Here is a 15,681-nt window from a genome sequence, read left to right as displayed (position 1 = left end):
TTTTATAATTAATTTGCCATTATTAGTAAGTCCAGCCGAAGGCGACTGAAGAAATTAAAACTTTAAGCGATAATACTCTGTCGTGCTATGCAATAGTTTGCAGATGACTTTAGGTTGAGCTAAAAATTATTAGTGGTTATCACGGCGGAGTCTTACCGTTTTATCTCCAAAGAAAGTAGCTAATTCTGTTACTTTTAAAAAAAGTAACCAAAAACTTTCTCATCCACAGAACCTGTTCTCTGTTTTCATTTTTCAAAAAATATTGCAAATACATTATCTTTATAAATCATGGGCAGGCTGTGGATGAAATTTAGCACGAGCAAATACTGGTATGAACGCCGTAAAAACTATATACAATCTAAAATCATACTTCTGCCCCCATTAAATACTCACGGCAATTAAACAAACAAACTCCAAATCAATCTCAATGCAATCCCAATCAACAACACTCCCATCACCCTCTCAAAATAAACCCCAAACTCCAAAAATCTTTTACGTACGATAGGCTGTGCAAACAGTACACTCACCACCATAAACCAGATAGCATTGACCATACACATCCATATCCCATAAAAAACCTGAACTTTCATCGGTGTGGTCGTACTTACAATCGTCGTAAAAATTGCCAGAAAAAAGATAGTGGCTTTGGGGTTTAACGCATTGGTAAGAAAACCCATGGTAAACGCTTTAAATAAACTTGGCGTGTCACTACCTGCTTGGCCATTAATTTCAATATTAGTATTCGGCTGGCTACGTAAACACTGCCATCCTAAATACACTAAGTAAGCTGCCCCCACTGTTCTGATCAGTGACATGAGCCATTCGCTTTGCTGAATCAAAAAGCCAATACCAACAAGTGTATAAAACACATGTACTGAAATTCCGACACCAATACCAATTGCAGTCAGACATCCAATCAAATAACCATAACGTACACTTTGTCTTACCGTAATCACAAAATCTGGTCCCGGTAAAATCACCGCCATAAAGTGAATAAGAGCTAGCGTTAAAAACTCATGCCCATATAACTGCCACATAACAATTTAGTTTCCTGAAAATCACCTAAAAGATTGTATTGCGATTTTTTAAACGCGATAATCTAGTCAAAATCCAAATAACTTTTGCCTCATGAGCACAAATCAAAGTCCGGTTCTGTTAAATGAAATGGCGACCTTCGTTAAGGTTGTCGAGTCGGAAAGCTTTTCTGAAACTGCACGCCAGCTTGGTACAACACCTTCTGCTGTGAGCCGCGCGATTGCTCGATTAGAACGTGCTTTAGGCACCCGCTTACTCTATCGAACTACGCGGAAACTTCGCTTAAGTGAAAGCGGACAACAGGTTTATCAACGTTGTTTAGATATGGTGAATGCTGCACAAGCAGTCATGGAAAGTTCGGGCCAATTTCATGTCGAACCCGAAGGTGTTATTCGCTTGAGTGTTCCGAAAGCTGTGGGACATTTTATGATTCATCCGCATTTACCCGAATTTTTAGGACGTTATCCAAAAATTGATATTCAAATGCTTTTAGAAGATCGCTATGTAGACCTCATTGATGATGGCGTCGATTTAGCACTTCGAATTACAGAGCAACCACCGGGTGGCCTTATGGGTCGAAAGCTGATTGATATTGATCACTTGGTTTGTGCCACACCTGAGTATTTGTCCAAGCATGGCACACCGAACCATCCTCATGATTTAAAGCAGCATGAATGCATTTACTTGGGTGAACAAGCCAGTGACTCAAAGTGGAAATTTCAGCAAGGAAATAAATCGATCAGTGTGGCTGTGCGTGGTCGTTATGCTGCAAACCATACAGGTGTGCGTTTGAGTGCTGCATTACAGCATTTAGGTATTGCGAGCTTGCCGTACTTCGTTGCACGCCATGCTCTACAACAAGGCACCTTAGTGCAGGTTTTACCAGATTGGTATTTTAAGACCTATTATAGCGGTGGGCTGTGGTTACTCTACCCACCGACACGGCATGTCCCGCCTAAATTGAGTGTATTGATTCAATATTTGGCAGATAAATTAGCAGCAGAGCCGACTTTATTTAAGTTAAAGTAATATAAAGTCAAAGAATTAGCACGATGGAATCCAACCTTTTAACCTCTAAAGCAATCAGCTAATTCTGTTACTTTTTTTGAAAAAAGTAACCAAAAAACTTTCTCATCTACAGAACCTGACCACTGTTTACATCTATAAAAAATATTGCAAAAACATTATCTTTATAAATTATGGGCAGGCTGTAGATGAATCTTAGCTCGAGCAAAGACTATCTAGAGTTCTAATCGTTATTAGCACGATTACTCAACCAATAAATCTTTTGGATTAATCGTATCGCCATAGACTGGTTTTAAAGTCTTTTCATAAGCTTGATGAATCACACCTTCTTTAGCCAGTTTCTCTAAATCTTGGTTCAACCAGTCCAGTAACTCTTTATCGCCTTTTTTCACTGCTGGTGCAATTAAGTCTTGCTCACCTAAATTGGTAATGCCAACAGTGTAATTTGGATTTTCTTTAGCCCACGCTAAAACCAGCAAGTTATCATGGGCAAGCGCAGCACCACGACCATCTTTTAAAGCATCAAAAGTTTCAGTGTTTTGTTCATACTTTTGTAGTTTAATTTCAGGATGAGTCTTGGTGAAGAATGAATCAGCCGTTGTACCTTTGTTGACCAGTAAAGTTTTATCTTTAAGTTGAGCAACATCGGTAATCGGATGACTTTTAGGAGAAACGACGCCCAAAGCAACTTTCAAATAAGGTTTAGCAAAATCGACCACTTCTTTACGTTCAGGTGTAACGGTAAAGTTTGCAAAAATAATATCTACTTTATTGGCTTTTAAATATTCGACACGGTTCGCAGCTTCAGTTAAAACAAACTCAACTTTGTTTTCATCACCCAGCAGATCTTTCGCGACATGCTTAGCAATTTCTACATCAAAGCCCTGATTTTTACCTTGAGCATCTAAATATCCAAACGGCGGTTTATCACTAAATACGCCAATTCGTACCACGCCATTCTTTTTGATCTGTTCAATACTTGACGTAGTTTGCTTGGTATCTGCCGTTTTTTCAGTAGACTGAGTTCCTTTGTCACATGCAACTAAACCTAAACTCAGTAAAGACGCAACTAAAATATGCTTCACGTTTTGAAATGTTAATGTTGTCATTATTTCACCCTATCGTTCTTGTAAAAGTCTTATTTAAAATTGCAGCGCCTACTTTTAGACACTGCTCTAGCGATATCGAAAATTATTGGCCTACATCTAAAAACACATTCGGATTGACCGAGTCACCGTAAATTGGCTTCAAGGTTTCATCATAAATTTTCTTAATTTCACCACTTGTTCTAAGCTGCTTAATTTCAGTATTGAGCCAATTCAATAGTTGGGTATTGCCCTTTTTCACTGCTGGCGCAATAAACTCTTGATCACCAATAGACTGTATACCTGCAACATAACTTGGGTTCTTCGCAGCCCATGCCAAAGCATAGGTACTATCTTGTGAAATTGCGTCACCACGACCATCAGTTAAGGCTTTAAAAGCATCCGAGTTTCTTTCAAACTTGAGTAAATTTACTTTTGGATAATGCTTGGTAAAGTAGGTATCTGAACTTGTGCCTTTGTTTACAATTAAGGTTTTACCTTCTAATTGGGCAATGTCGGTAATCGGCTTGGCTTTAGGCGAGACAATACCAAACGCACCTTTTAAATAAGGCTCGGCAAAATCGACAACTTCCTTACGTTCAGGGGTTACTGTAAATGTCGCGAACACCACATCGGCACGATTTGATTTTAAAAACTCCACCCGATTTGAAGCTTCAGTCACAATAAACTCAACTTTCTTTTCATCACCGAGCAAATCTTTAGTCACCCGTTTTGCTAGAGCTACATCGAAGCCCTGATTATTCCCCGCACTATCTACAAAACCAAACGGCGGATCATCGGCAAAAACGGCAACGCGTAGAACCCCATTTTTTTTGACTTGTTCTAAAGAATGGTCTTCTTGAGCATTACTTGCCTGTTCAGTTGATGGCGTTTTACTACATGCAGTTAATAAAACCCCAGCAATGGCAAGACTGCTTAATATTTTTATTGAATTACGTTTAAACATTCACTTCCTCATGATTCAAATAATAAAAATTTAGTACGACAAAATATTTAGAAAGGCTTTCGCTCGTTCTGTTTTTGGCTGTTCAAAAAATTCTTGTGGTGAAGCCTGTTCAATAATCTTGCCCTTATCCATAAAAATAATGCGGTCGGCAACTTTACGGGCAAAGGACATCTCATGTGTCACAATCAGCATAGTCATTCCTTCATTCGCTAACTTGAGTACCACATCGAGCACTTCTCTGACCATTTCCGGATCAAGCGCAGCGGTAATTTCATCAAGTAAAATGACTTTAGGTTGCATCACGAGTGAACGAACAATGGCGATACGCTGTTTCTGTCCACCTGAAAGTTGTCGTGGATAATCAAGTTTTCGCTCAAACAATCCCACTCGCTTTAGCAATTCATCTGCTACTTGTTCTGCTTCATCGCGGTGGCGTTTTTGTACTTTAAGTGGCCCGAGCAAAATATTGTCGATGACGTTCATATGCCCAAATAGCTCATAGTTCTGAAAAACCATGCCAATTTTTTGACGAGCATTAGTCCAGTCCACGTCTTTACCAAGCACACCTGAGCCTTTTAAACGGATTTCACCACCCTGAATCGGTTCTAAGCCATTAATACAGCGCAATAAGGTACTTTTACCGCAGCCCGATGGACCTAAAATAACAACCACCTCTCCTTGTTCTACATCCAGATCAATGCCCTGTAAAATATGACTTTGTGCAAATGATTTCTGTAATTGTTGTATCGATAACAAAGGCATAATTACCCCCAGACCTTTTCTAAATGTGCTGCCAAACGAGATAAGGGATAGCAAATCAGAAAATACAAAATAAAAATAAAGCCATAAATCCAAAGAGAAGCGCTTGGCACGGTCAACAGCGAATTTTCAATAATTTGCTGGCCAACTTTAATGACTTCAACCACACCAATCAGGACTGCCAAAGAGCTGGTTTTCACCATTCGGGTAAATAAATTAATCGCGCCTGGTGTTACTCGTTTTAGACTTTGCGGAAAAATGACGTAGATCAAAGCTTGAACGTGGGTAAGTCCGAGCGCATAGGCCGAATCGCGTTGATGTTGATCAATTGAAGTAATGGCTGCACGAACCAAATCGCCCATTTCTGCCGTACCCCACAAAACAAACACAACAACACACACCCACATTGCAGAAAACTGCCAGTTAAACCATGTCGCAAAGCCGAAATAAAACACGAACAGCAAAACTAAAATTGGAATGATTCGAATGGCTTCTAGATACAGGCGGCACAGCGATTTAACGACTATGTTTTTAGAAGTCATAATGACGCCGAAAACTGTGCCAAAAATTGCAGAGAAAAACACCGAAATAAAAGCAATTTTTGCAGTTGCCCAAAGTCCCCACATTAAACGTTCGAGGTGACTCGCTTGAAATAGATAATCAAGTTCCATGGCTCACCTTCCGACTTTTGTGCTCCAGATAACTGGTTAAAATAGACACGGGCAATAAAATAATCAGATAAGCCATGATGAGTAAAAACAAAGCTTCCGTAGTTTTATAGTCCATGCCAATTAAGTCTTTAGTGACAAAAAGCAGCTCAACGACAGCAATGGCACTCACCACAGAACTTTCTTTAATTAGAAATAGGCAATTTGCCCCTATTGCCGGAATTGAAATGGCAAGCGCTTGAGGGAAAATGACATATCTAAAAATTTGAGTCGGTTGTAGACCAATACTTTTTGCTGAGTCAATCTGCCCTTTGGCCACCGACTGCAAACCAGCTCGGAAAGCTTCGGCCATATAGCTTCCGCCTAAAAAGGTCAGTCCGATCACACCACAGGCAAAACCATCAATTTTGATACCGAGTTTTGGCAAACCGTAATACAAAAAGAACAGTTGAATTAATAAAGGGGTATTTCGAGATAACTCAATATAGAACTGGGCAATTCTATTTAGCACCCGCACGCGATATGTGATTAAAATGCTGCAAATTAGCCCTACAATAATTGCCAAAATAATGCTGATAATTGAAATTTTCAGCGTGGTCAAAGTTGCAGAGAAAAATTGCGGCAACACACTATGGATATACTGCCAGTTCAAGGAAAATTCCAACAAATAATATTAAAACGTTATAAATATTTAGCTTTCGTCAGCCATTAAATATTTGTGTAACAAGTTTATTTTTTTCCCAATTGGTCTAAAACTATTTTTATTAGATAAGCTTTTCTATAAGTTTGATAAATTCGATTTGGCAATCGAAAAGCTTCAAATCAGTTGAATAAAACCGCTCAAAACATGTTCACTAAAGCAAAGATGAGTAATAAAACCAATAAAAAAATCGGACACCAAGGCCCGATTTTTATTAAATGATTTTTAATCTATTGCTTATTTTCTAAGTACATCACCAATACTTGGGTCTTTATCAAAAACCGATTTAGCATATGGGCAAAGCGGAATTACTTTTACGTCTTTTTCACGAACAAAAGCTACCAAAGCATCAAGTAATTGGCGACCTACACCTTGTCCACGATAATTTTCGTTTACATCTGTGGCATCAATAATTAGCATGCTTTCGCCTGCCCATGTATAAGTCATTTCACCTGCAACGGTTTCACCATCAAGTAAGCTAAAGCTGCCGTGTTTTGTATCATCTTTTTGTTGAATATTCACAATGAATTCCTCATATTACAAATCGTATTTATTTAAAAATGACTTTGTATAATCTTTATCTATAAGAACAAATTTAACTGTAAAAAAATAGCCTATTTTTAGCAGTGAGTCTGTATGCTTTTTAAATACAATCTTCACCTAAATTAGTGAAACTCTTGCACCAAGCTATTAATATGCGCCACCGCAGCAGTTCGGTTTTCAACACAAAGTTTTTCAAAAACATGCTCTAAATGTTTATTCACTGTCCGTGGACTCAGCTCCAAAATTTCTGCAATATCCTTATTGGTTTTCCCCAACAACAACCAGTGCATGACTTCTGCCTCACGTTGAGTCAACTGCGGGCAATATTTCAAAATATCAGCCATTTCTAAAGCTGGCGTAGTTGTCTTGATCTGGATAAGATAATTTTTTGCCACACTTGGCTCACTTTCCCACGGCGTGAGCAATAAAAGCTGTAATTGCTGAGATGGTGTCGAATAAGAACAGCTGGTTAATTTTTTTGGGTCTTTTTCATGTTCCAAATCTGAAAACCAAGCTTTTAAGCCTGCTTCAAAACCTTCTAATTCAGGTAAATATTGATTCAGTAAATCACTGGCTTTTTGAGTTTTCCAAACAATTTTACCGTGAACATCTAGTGCAAGAATTGCTGTTTCCGTTGCATCAATGACCTGTTTTTGTTGTTGCAATAGTTTGGCATGTGCCAAATGTGTTTTTACCCTTGCCAATACTTCTTCAATATTCAGAGGCTTGGTTACATAGTCCACCCCGCCGACCTGAAAACCACGCACAATATGTTCTGTCTCAGACAAACCTGTCATAAAAATAACGGGAATAAGCTGCGTAATTGGACTCGCTTTAAGCTGTATACAACTTTCAAAACCGTCCATATGTGGCATATTGCCATCAAGTAAAATCATATCTGGTAAGCATCGGTGTGCAATTTCAATTGCACTTAACCCATCGGTTGTGACAAGCACGCGATAACCTGCCTGATCCAGACTTTCATGTAACAAGCCTAAATTTTCCGGCACATCATCCACAATCAGAATAACAGCCTGCTCGTTTGGTGAAGCTTGCTGAAAAGAAACATGTTGCGTACTCATTGCTTATCCTGAATCAATCGTTGCGCGTGTTTTAAATCAAACTTTTGAATAGCCTGTTCAAGCTGTTCCCATAACTCGTTATGCTCCGGAAAATTTTGACGGCATTGCATTAAAGTCTGTTGAATTCCTCGAATATAACCCTGTCCAATTAAATCATTTAACTGTTGCAAGCTTTGCGGTAAATCAAGCAGATCATTATTTTCTGGTTGTTGAATTGGTGTATGAACAGCAACTTGCTCTTGCTTATATATATTTAAATCGAGTGCTTGAACTTCATTATTTTCAAGGAGTGTCTCTGATTTGGAATCAATCCACACCAAGCCCAACTTATCTCCAATTTTACTCAGCAACAAATTGAGATCGATTGGTTTTAACATAAAGTCTTCACTTAAGACGGCGTCTTGTGGATTGACTTCACGCTCTCCTGCATTCGCTGAAATAATTAAGATCGGCACATTGGTAATATTATTCTGACGTAATAATCGCGCAGTTTCCCACCCGCCCATCAAAGGCATATTTAAATCCATCAAAATCAGATTAGGTTGGAAAATAGGTACACGTCTTAAACAGTCAATGCCCGACTCGGCTTCTTCAATAATAAACCCCAAAGGTTTTAGAAAATTAGCGACTAGGCCTCGGTCCACAGCTTCATTATCGACAACCAAAATTCGTTTTCGCTCGCCTTGATAACCCGTAATCTGGTTGGAATAGACATTAGAAATCGGATGAACTACTTCTTTTGAAGGTAAGTAAAATTTAATCTTAAACTGTGAACCCTGATTGAGCTGACTAGTCACAGATAGCTGGCCACCAAGTAAATCGACTAATAATTTTACAATGGGTAGGCCTAGCCCTGTTCCGGTAAATCCGCCTTGAACCACATTACTGCCCCGTTCAAACGGGTTAAAGATTCGCTCTAAATCTGCCTCGGCAATACCACAGCCCGTATCTCTAATTTCAAAATAAGCCGTTTGAAAACGGTACTCGACTTTTAAAGTAATTGTGCCACTCGTTGTAAACTTTAAAGCATTGCCCAGCAAATTGATGAGCACTTGTTCTAAGCGTTTTTTGTCGGTACGGACATAGTGCGGTAAGTTATCTCCAATTTCATAAACAAACTGTAAATTCTTCTGTTCAAACTGTGGTTGAAACATTTGAATAATTTGTTCAATAAAATTGGGGAAATGCACATCCACTACATTTAAAGAAATCTTGCCTGTTTCAATGCGTGCTAAATCTAGTAAACCGTCAATGAGTGAAGTCAAATGCTGCCCACTACGGCTAATCACCCCGAGCGCCATTTTGCCTTGTTCAGAGAGTTGTTCTTGTTTTTGAAGTAATTGGCTATAGCCCAAAATACTATTTAGAGGTGTCCGTAGTTCGTGGCTAATGCCAATGACATAACGGCTTTTTGCATCATTGGCCCGCTCTGCTGCTATTCTGGCATCTTGTAAGTCTTTTGAAGTGACTTCATGGGCAGCAATTTCATCAATCAATAATGCTGTTTGCTGATGCGTTTCGATTTCGGCATTACGACGGCTTTCATCGTTTAGTACTAACCACCATGCAGCAACACTCATTAATAAAAATAAAATGGTGTAAATTTTCACAAACAGTGTAAAGAGCTGTGGAACGGCTGCCGCATTAATGGTTTCTAAATAGGTTTTTTCTTGGATATAAACCAGACTTAAACTCACTGCCAAAACAATAGACAATCCTAGAGTCAACAATAGATACAAACTGACCCTGCTATTTAAACGACTAGCCCAACGTTCTGGTAAATAGCGCCAAATGGCTTTTTTAAGCTGTACCGACCAACGTGCATCAGGTTTACATAAATCGTGGCAGCGTGCTTCTAGTGAACAGCATAGAGAGCAAATCGTACCGTTATAGGCTGGGCAACCCGCCATATCAGCAAGCTCATAGTCCCGTTCACATACCACGCAGTTAGCAACCGAAGTCGCCTGAATTTTTTCAGGCTGGCGTGCAATGTAATATTTGCCTTTGGTTAAGTAAGCAATAACAGGTACACATAACAACGCAGTTCCTAGCGCAACAAAACTCGCCAAACCTTTCGCCATGAGTCCAAAAAAGCCCAAATAACTCAGCATCGATAGCACTGAAGCAATCAGTAAAGCACCTACACCTACGGGGTTAATGTCGTATAAATAAGCACGGCGAAATTCAATTCCCTTCGGACTTAGACCTAAAGGCTTACAGATAATTAAATCGGCAACGACGGCACCAATCCATGCCAAAGCGATATTGCTATATAGTCCCAAAATACGTTCAACCGCATGGCTAATTCCCATTTCCATCAAAACAATGGCAATAAACACGTTAAAAAGAAGCCAGACAATTCGTCCCGGATGGCTATGAGTTAAGCGCGCAAAGAAGTTAGACCATGCCAATGAACCAGCGTAGGCATTGGTCATATTAATTTTAATTTGCGCCAAGCAAACCAGTGCTAGAGTCAATATTAACGCTAGCTGAGGATTTGGAATAAACTGCTGATAAGCAACCCAATATAAATAAGTCGGATTGTCTAGTTCAGAGACAGGAATAAACAGCTGAAAAGCCAACACCATCAGCAGCATGCCCATCAAAACTTTTAAAAATCCAAAAATAATCCAAGATGGACCACCTAAAAAAACGGCAAAACGCCATGCAGTTCTATTCTTTTCTTTTTGCGGTAAGAAACGTAAATAGTCGGCTTGCTCACCAATTTGGATCACAAATGAAAAAATAAGAGTGCACGCCGCACCAAAGTAATACAGATTAAAATCGGTCGAGTTTGAAACTGCCCCAACAAAATGCAGACTACTACTTAAAACTTGTGGTTGTTTCCAAAGTACAAAAAACCACGGTAATAACAGCAATAAGAGCCAGATTGGCTGAGTGACTGCCTGAACTTTGTTAATAAAACCAATGCCTTTGACTACTAAAGGCAAAATCACTAATGCAGAAATTAAGTAACCGATAACTTGCGGAATGCCTAAGGCAAGCTCAAGAGCCATTGCCATAATTGCGGCTTCAAAGGCAAGCAAAATAAAGGTAAAGCTGGCATAAATTAGAGATGTAATGGTCGAGCCAATGTAGCCAAAACCTGCACCACGAGTAAGCAAATCGACGTCTACATTATATTTTGCGGCGTAGTAACTAATCGGCCAACTGGTTAAAAATATAATGGTACATACAACAATTGCTGCCCATAATGCATTGCTAAAGCCATACTGCAAAAGCATGGTCGCCCCAATGGCTTCCATAGCCAAAAAGCTAACGGTCGAGATTGCGGTATTAGTTACCGTCCAAGGCGACCATTTTCGTACTGAGGTAGGTGCATAGCGGAGTGCATAATCTTCGATACTTTCATCTGCCACCCAAATATTATATTCACGGCGTGTTTTGATCACACGTTGTGGCGCTTGTTGGGGGCGTGAAGAATCTGGCATAACACTCATGTTTGGCATGTGGCTGCATTAAACCCAGCACTCCTTATGCCAAAAGTCATTTATCATGGCGATTTTTTCTAATACGCACATATACGCAAAATAACGTATTTTCAATTTTTCCCAAAAATCACACACTCAAAACCATCAAAAAACAATGATCAATATTTGTGTTGATTGACCGAAAATGATTGGGAGATTGATGTTATGAGTGTATCTGAACATCCAAATCTGGACACTGTGCAAGGTACAGATTCACAAAAAGCAGTGAATGAAACCTTAGAAGATTATACTTTACGTTATGCTCCACACAGCTTTCGGCGCTGGAGTCCCAAAGTTGTTGCTATTACTGCACTTGGTGGTATTGCCTATCTTGCTGACTTTTCTATTGGTGCCAGTATTGGTATGTCTTATGGAACAACCAATGCTGTTTTCTCCATTTTATTTGCAGCGATTATTATCTTCTTAACCGGCATTCCTTTAGCCTACTACGCAGCTCGCTATAACATCGACCTTGACTTGATTACCCGCGGTGCAGGTTTCGGTTACATCGGTTCGGTTCTTACCAGTATCATTTTCGCCAGTTTCACATTTATTTTCTTTGCCCTTGAAGGTTCAATCATGGCGCAAGGATTATTGCTCGGTTTAGGCATTCCGCTTTGGGCTGGCTACCTCATCTCAACCGTTATGGTTATTCCGCTGGTGATTTACGGCATGAAAGCTTTAAGTAAATTACAAGTCTGGACTACCCCACTTTGGCTCGTTCTAATGATTGGTCCTGTGGCTTATCTGATTTACCAAGAACCTACCTTAGTTAGCCAGTTTGCAACGTTTACAGGTCATGAAGGTTTTGCACCTGTAGATATGGCAGCGATTATGCTTGGTGCAGGTATATGCTTATCCCTAATTATGCAAATCGGTGAGCAAATTGACTACCTACGCTTCATGCCTGCAAAAACAAAAGAAAATAGCAAAGCATGGTGGGCAGCGGTTATTTCAGCGGGGCCAGGCTGGGTGATTCTAGGGGCGATTAAACAAATTATTGGGGCATTTTTAGGTTTCTATTTACTCACTAAAATACCGGGCGTAAACAGTACCGAACCTGTTCAACAGTTTAATGCGGCGTTTCATGACATGCTTCCGGGCTGGGCGGCTTTAACACTTGCGGTTATTTTGGTGGTTATTTCTCAAATTAAAATTAATGTGACCAATGCTTACTCTGGTTCCCTTGCATGGACAAGTGCCTACACTCGTATTAGCAAACATTATCCTGGTCGTATTGTGTTTGTGATGGTGAACTTGGCAATTGCACTTGCTTTAATGGAAGGCAACATGTTTGCGGTACTGGGTAAAATCTTAGGATTCTATTCAAACTTTGCGATTGCATGGGTTGTGGTTGTCGCAACAGACATTTCAATCAACAAATATGTTTTAAAACTTTCACCAAAAGAACCGGAATACCGTCGTGACATGCTCTACAACGTAAACCCTGTCGGTATGGTTGCTTTCCTTGTATCAGCAGGTTTATCGATTGCAGCATTCTTCGGATTATTGGGTAGTTTCCTAGCGCCTTACTCTCCAATTATTGCACTTGTACTTGCCTTTGTATTAACACCAATCATGGGCCTATTAACCAAAGGAAAATACTACATCAAGTCACACGATGACGGCGTTAAAGAACCACGTTACGATGCTGAAGGTACACCAGTAGCAACTGTTTATCACTGCCGCGTATGTGAGCAAGGCTATGAGCGTCCAGATATTATGTTCTCTCACAAACATAACGGTACAATTTGTTCTTTGTGTAAAACACTCGATGCCTAGATGCCTACCCCCTTTTACCAATTAAAAAAAGAAGCTTTAAAGCTTCTTTTTTTATATCTGATGATTTAGCCAATCGGAAATAAACGCTCAGGCACCACATCTTTCATCACAATGGTTGAGATGAGCCGTTGCACACTTGGAATAGCCGATAATTTTTCGTCATATAAACGCTGAAAAGCCGGTAAATCTTTAGCAACAACATGGAGTAAATAGTCAGGTTCACCAAACAAACGCTGCGCCTGAATAATTTGCGGAATCTCAATCACGGCATTTTCAAACTTCTCAACCGCCTGTTTATCGCCTTCTTTAAGCGTAATAAAAACAATCGCTGAAAACTCAAAACCGACTAAGTTTGGGTCGAGTTCTGCCCGATAGCCTTTGATAGCTCCCGACTCTTCTAAAGCCTTCACTCGTCTATGACAAGGTGAAATGCTCAAACCAACTTTTTCTGCCAATTCAGTGATAGATAATCGGCCATTTAATTGCAATTCAGCAAGAATCTTTTTATCTATGCGATCCATTTAGAAAAATTTACCCCAAATGTATGTGATATGAGCAAACATTTAAAAGCACATTCTAAATACATGAGCATATTATTTTCAACAAGCTCGAATAAATAGGGATTTTTTCTAAACCACGGGCGAAACCTTTGGAAAATAGTTTGCCGAGATAAGCATATGGCTTTTAATATTTTTATTGCATTTTGGAGTGTCTCCATTCTTTTTATTATTACGCCAGGGGCAGACTGGGCCTACGCCATTTCCGCAGGTATTAAGGGTAAAGTCGTCGTCCCCGCTGTTGCAGGTATGCTATTCGGGCACTTTATTACGATTTTATTGGTAGCGGCTGGTGTTGGTCTGCTTGTAGCAAATAACCCAACTGCTCTGATGATTCTTACTGTTGCGGGTTCTGTCTATTTATTATGGATGGGAATAAATTTATTACTTACCCCTCCTACTCCGAACAAGTCTGGTTCTGAAAAGGCTCAGTCATGGTTGAGATGGGCTACCAAAGGCGTTTACGTGAGTGGATTAAACCCGAAAGTTTTTTTGCTCTTTTTAGCGCTGCTTCCTCAATTTATTGACACCACTGCTTCATGGTCAGTAACGACACAAATTCTTGCCTTTGGTGTTGTCCACATAATTAGCTGCGCGATTATTTACTTAATGGTGGGTTATGGTTCAGAGGCTATTTTGAAAACCAGACCACAGGCAGCCCAATTAGTTGGCCGTTTTTCGGGTGGCTTGATGGTCGTTATCGCTACATGTTTATTGATTGGGCAAATTTAAAAAATCATTCAACGAAAAGTTACTGACCATCATTTCTGGTCAGTAACTTAAATAATAAAATATAAGAAAATTTATCTCATTCGTTTGAGGTTATAGGTCACTACTCCCCAAATCACCAGTTCTTGCCCCTCTTCAATATAAATATTTTGATAATCAGGATTTTCTGCTTTTAGCCACACTTTAGGGGGCTGAAATTGGGTATCAATCATTAAGCGCTTAACAGTGAAATCATTATCGATAAGTGCAATCACAATATCGCCCGATTTAGCAGGTATACTACGGTCCACAATAAGCGGATCATCAATATCAATTCCGGCATCTAACATGGACAACGAATTGGCTTTGACAATAAAGGTGGCATTTTCATTTCTAATTAAATATTCATTTAAATCGAGTGCTTGCTCAATATCATCTTGCGCTGGTGATGGGAAACCCGCAGCAACACGTTCTGTCGCCAAAGGAATGTGGTAAATTTTATCGTTGTTCGGATGAACCTGCTGTATCTTTAGTTTTGAAGTGAAATCTGTCTGGTTATCGGTTTTGACATTATTCAGTAACCAATTTTTGATAAAGTTGACTTGAGATTCAGGAACACGAATTACTTTGGTGGGTTCATTGAACTGTGCTTTACGGCCGGCGTTTTCCCGTGCACCGCCATGCTCGAATTCTTTCTTCTTTGGCATATCGCCTCCATTTCACCGTTCAAATCCTACACAAACAATGTAACTTGAAAAAGTTACATTTTCAAGTTGACGAAATATTTTTTTTGCATAACAATAAATTTCATGATCAGATTTTAATCCATTTTGCTTTTAACAGGGATGCTAAAACGGAAATGGTAAGTTGAAGAGAATCAAAACCTATTGTGAAATAGTCCTTATTACTGACTGTTTTGATTTTTATCAATGAAATTCTGAACACTTAAATATGAGTTAGATTCAGTTTTTGGTATGGAGACATGCGAAATGAAAAATCAACGTGATGCAGTTTTAGGTTATGCAGATGAACAACATGCCTACTATATCCGTCTTATTGAAAATGATGCGGTATTAGGCGAAAGCTATGGAATTTTCTGTGAAAATCCGGAAAGTGAAGCAGCCGAAAGTATTATGACGACACTATTTTTAAAGAAATCATTTTGGTTAAATGGCTCAGAATTCACAGATATTGTAAAAGGCTTACATCCCCTTACCCATTCATAAGTTTAAAATAATAAAAATAAAGGAGGCATAATGCCTCCTTTATTCTCAAAAA

17 protein-coding genes are annotated in these 15,681 nt (G+C 39.4%); 6 read left to right on the top strand and 11 right to left on the bottom strand.

Annotated elements, in window-relative coordinates:
• Positions 1-398: 398 nt before the first annotated feature.
• Positions 399-1,037, bottom strand: a complete 639-nt coding sequence (locus tag G9371_RS10315) for a LysE family translocator (RefSeq protein ID WP_000267778.1) — start codon at positions 1,035-1,037, stop codon at positions 399-401.
• A 91-nt stretch (positions 1,038-1,128) separates the two neighbouring features.
• Here G9371_RS10315 and G9371_RS10310 point away from each other — a divergent pair, with 91 nt between their 5' ends.
• Positions 1,129-2,064 (top strand): LysR family transcriptional regulator, encoded by a 936-nt coding sequence (locus G9371_RS10310; RefSeq protein WP_029424446.1) that lies wholly within the window; start codon positions 1,129-1,131, stop codon positions 2,062-2,064.
• A gap of 76 nt (positions 2,065-2,140) precedes the next feature.
• The gene (locus G9371_RS10305) at positions 2,141-2,260 is read left to right on the top strand and encodes a hypothetical protein (protein ID WP_002114211.1); all 120 of its coding nucleotides are present in this window, start codon (positions 2,141-2,143) and stop codon (positions 2,258-2,260) included.
• 43 nt (positions 2,261-2,303) lie between these two features.
• Here the strand turns inward: G9371_RS10305 and G9371_RS10300 are convergent, their stop codons facing one another.
• The 5 genes from G9371_RS10300 to G9371_RS10280 form a co-directional block, all read right to left on the bottom strand.
• On the bottom strand, positions 2,304-3,170 hold the full coding sequence (locus tag G9371_RS10300; protein WP_029424447.1) for a cysteine ABC transporter substrate-binding protein: 867 nt from the start codon (positions 3,168-3,170) through the stop codon (positions 2,304-2,306).
• 82 nt (positions 3,171-3,252) lie between these two features.
• Complete coding sequence (locus G9371_RS10295; protein ID WP_029424448.1) at positions 3,253-4,113, bottom strand: transporter substrate-binding domain-containing protein; 861 nt, start codon at positions 4,111-4,113, stop codon at positions 3,253-3,255.
• Between the two features lie 30 nt (positions 4,114-4,143).
• The gene (locus G9371_RS10290; protein ID WP_029424449.1) at positions 4,144-4,875 is read right to left on the bottom strand and encodes an amino acid ABC transporter ATP-binding protein; all 732 of its coding nucleotides are present in this window, start codon (positions 4,873-4,875) and stop codon (positions 4,144-4,146) included.
• Between the two features lie 2 nt (positions 4,876-4,877).
• Entirely contained in the window at positions 4,878-5,543 is a 666-nt protein-coding gene (locus G9371_RS10285; RefSeq protein WP_000418073.1) for an amino acid ABC transporter permease, read from the bottom strand.
• Entirely contained in the window at positions 5,533-6,192 is a 660-nt protein-coding gene (locus G9371_RS10280) for an amino acid ABC transporter permease (protein ID WP_002054848.1), read from the bottom strand. The genes G9371_RS10285 and G9371_RS10280 overlap by 11 nt, the downstream gene beginning before the upstream one ends.
• Before the next feature lie 64 nt (positions 6,193-6,256).
• On the opposite strand from G9371_RS10280, the gene G9371_RS10275 reads away from it, so the two are divergent.
• The gene (locus G9371_RS10275; RefSeq protein WP_002054858.1) at positions 6,257-6,370 is read left to right on the top strand and encodes a hypothetical protein; all 114 of its coding nucleotides are present in this window, start codon (positions 6,257-6,259) and stop codon (positions 6,368-6,370) included.
• Between the two features lie 107 nt (positions 6,371-6,477).
• Here G9371_RS10275 and G9371_RS10270 read toward each other — a convergent pair whose 3' ends face one another.
• From G9371_RS10270 to G9371_RS10260, 3 genes are all read right to left on the bottom strand, one after another.
• The gene (locus G9371_RS10270; protein WP_001025680.1) at positions 6,478-6,762 is read right to left on the bottom strand and encodes a GNAT family N-acetyltransferase; all 285 of its coding nucleotides are present in this window, start codon (positions 6,760-6,762) and stop codon (positions 6,478-6,480) included.
• Positions 6,763-6,905: 143 nt separating this feature from the next.
• Entirely contained in the window at positions 6,906-7,865 is a 960-nt protein-coding gene (locus G9371_RS10265) for a response regulator transcription factor (RefSeq protein WP_029424450.1), read from the bottom strand.
• On the bottom strand, positions 7,862-11,326 hold the full coding sequence (locus G9371_RS10260) for an ATP-binding protein (protein ID WP_032009311.1): 3,465 nt from the start codon (positions 11,324-11,326) through the stop codon (positions 7,862-7,864). The genes G9371_RS10265 and G9371_RS10260 overlap by 4 nt, the downstream gene beginning before the upstream one ends.
• A 195-nt stretch (positions 11,327-11,521) precedes the next feature.
• On the opposite strand from G9371_RS10260, the gene G9371_RS10255 reads away from it, so the two are divergent.
• On the top strand, positions 11,522-13,138 hold the full coding sequence (locus tag G9371_RS10255; protein WP_000116433.1) for a purine-cytosine permease family protein: 1,617 nt from the start codon (positions 11,522-11,524) through the stop codon (positions 13,136-13,138).
• A gap of 65 nt (positions 13,139-13,203) precedes the next feature.
• Here the strand turns inward: G9371_RS10255 and G9371_RS10250 are convergent, their stop codons facing one another.
• Positions 13,204-13,659 carry an Lrp/AsnC family transcriptional regulator gene (locus G9371_RS10250; RefSeq protein WP_000373858.1) on the bottom strand — a complete coding sequence of 152 codons (456 nt, stop codon included), beginning with the start codon at positions 13,657-13,659 and terminating at the stop codon, positions 13,204-13,206.
• Between the two features lie 156 nt (positions 13,660-13,815).
• Here G9371_RS10250 and G9371_RS10245 point away from each other — a divergent pair, with 156 nt between their 5' ends.
• Positions 13,816-14,427 (top strand): LysE family translocator, encoded by a 612-nt coding sequence (locus G9371_RS10245; protein WP_029424452.1) that lies wholly within the window; start codon positions 13,816-13,818, stop codon positions 14,425-14,427.
• A gap of 71 nt (positions 14,428-14,498) precedes the next feature.
• On the opposite strand, the gene G9371_RS10240 is transcribed toward G9371_RS10245, so the two are convergent.
• Complete coding sequence (locus tag G9371_RS10240; protein WP_001124839.1) at positions 14,499-15,110, bottom strand: LexA family protein; 612 nt, start codon at positions 15,108-15,110, stop codon at positions 14,499-14,501.
• A 282-nt stretch (positions 15,111-15,392) separates the two neighbouring features.
• On the opposite strand from G9371_RS10240, the gene G9371_RS10235 reads away from it, so the two are divergent.
• Positions 15,393-15,629, top strand: coding sequence for a hypothetical protein (locus G9371_RS10235; protein WP_000795915.1), 237 nt, complete (start codon positions 15,393-15,395; stop codon positions 15,627-15,629).
• The last annotated feature ends 52 nt before the right edge of the window (positions 15,630-15,681 follow it).

The organism is Acinetobacter sp. EKM10A (assembly GCF_011075215.1).
Lineage (GTDB): Bacteria > Pseudomonadota > Gammaproteobacteria > Pseudomonadales > Moraxellaceae > Acinetobacter > Acinetobacter baumannii.
This window is presented reverse-complemented; position numbering and strand designations above follow the sequence as displayed.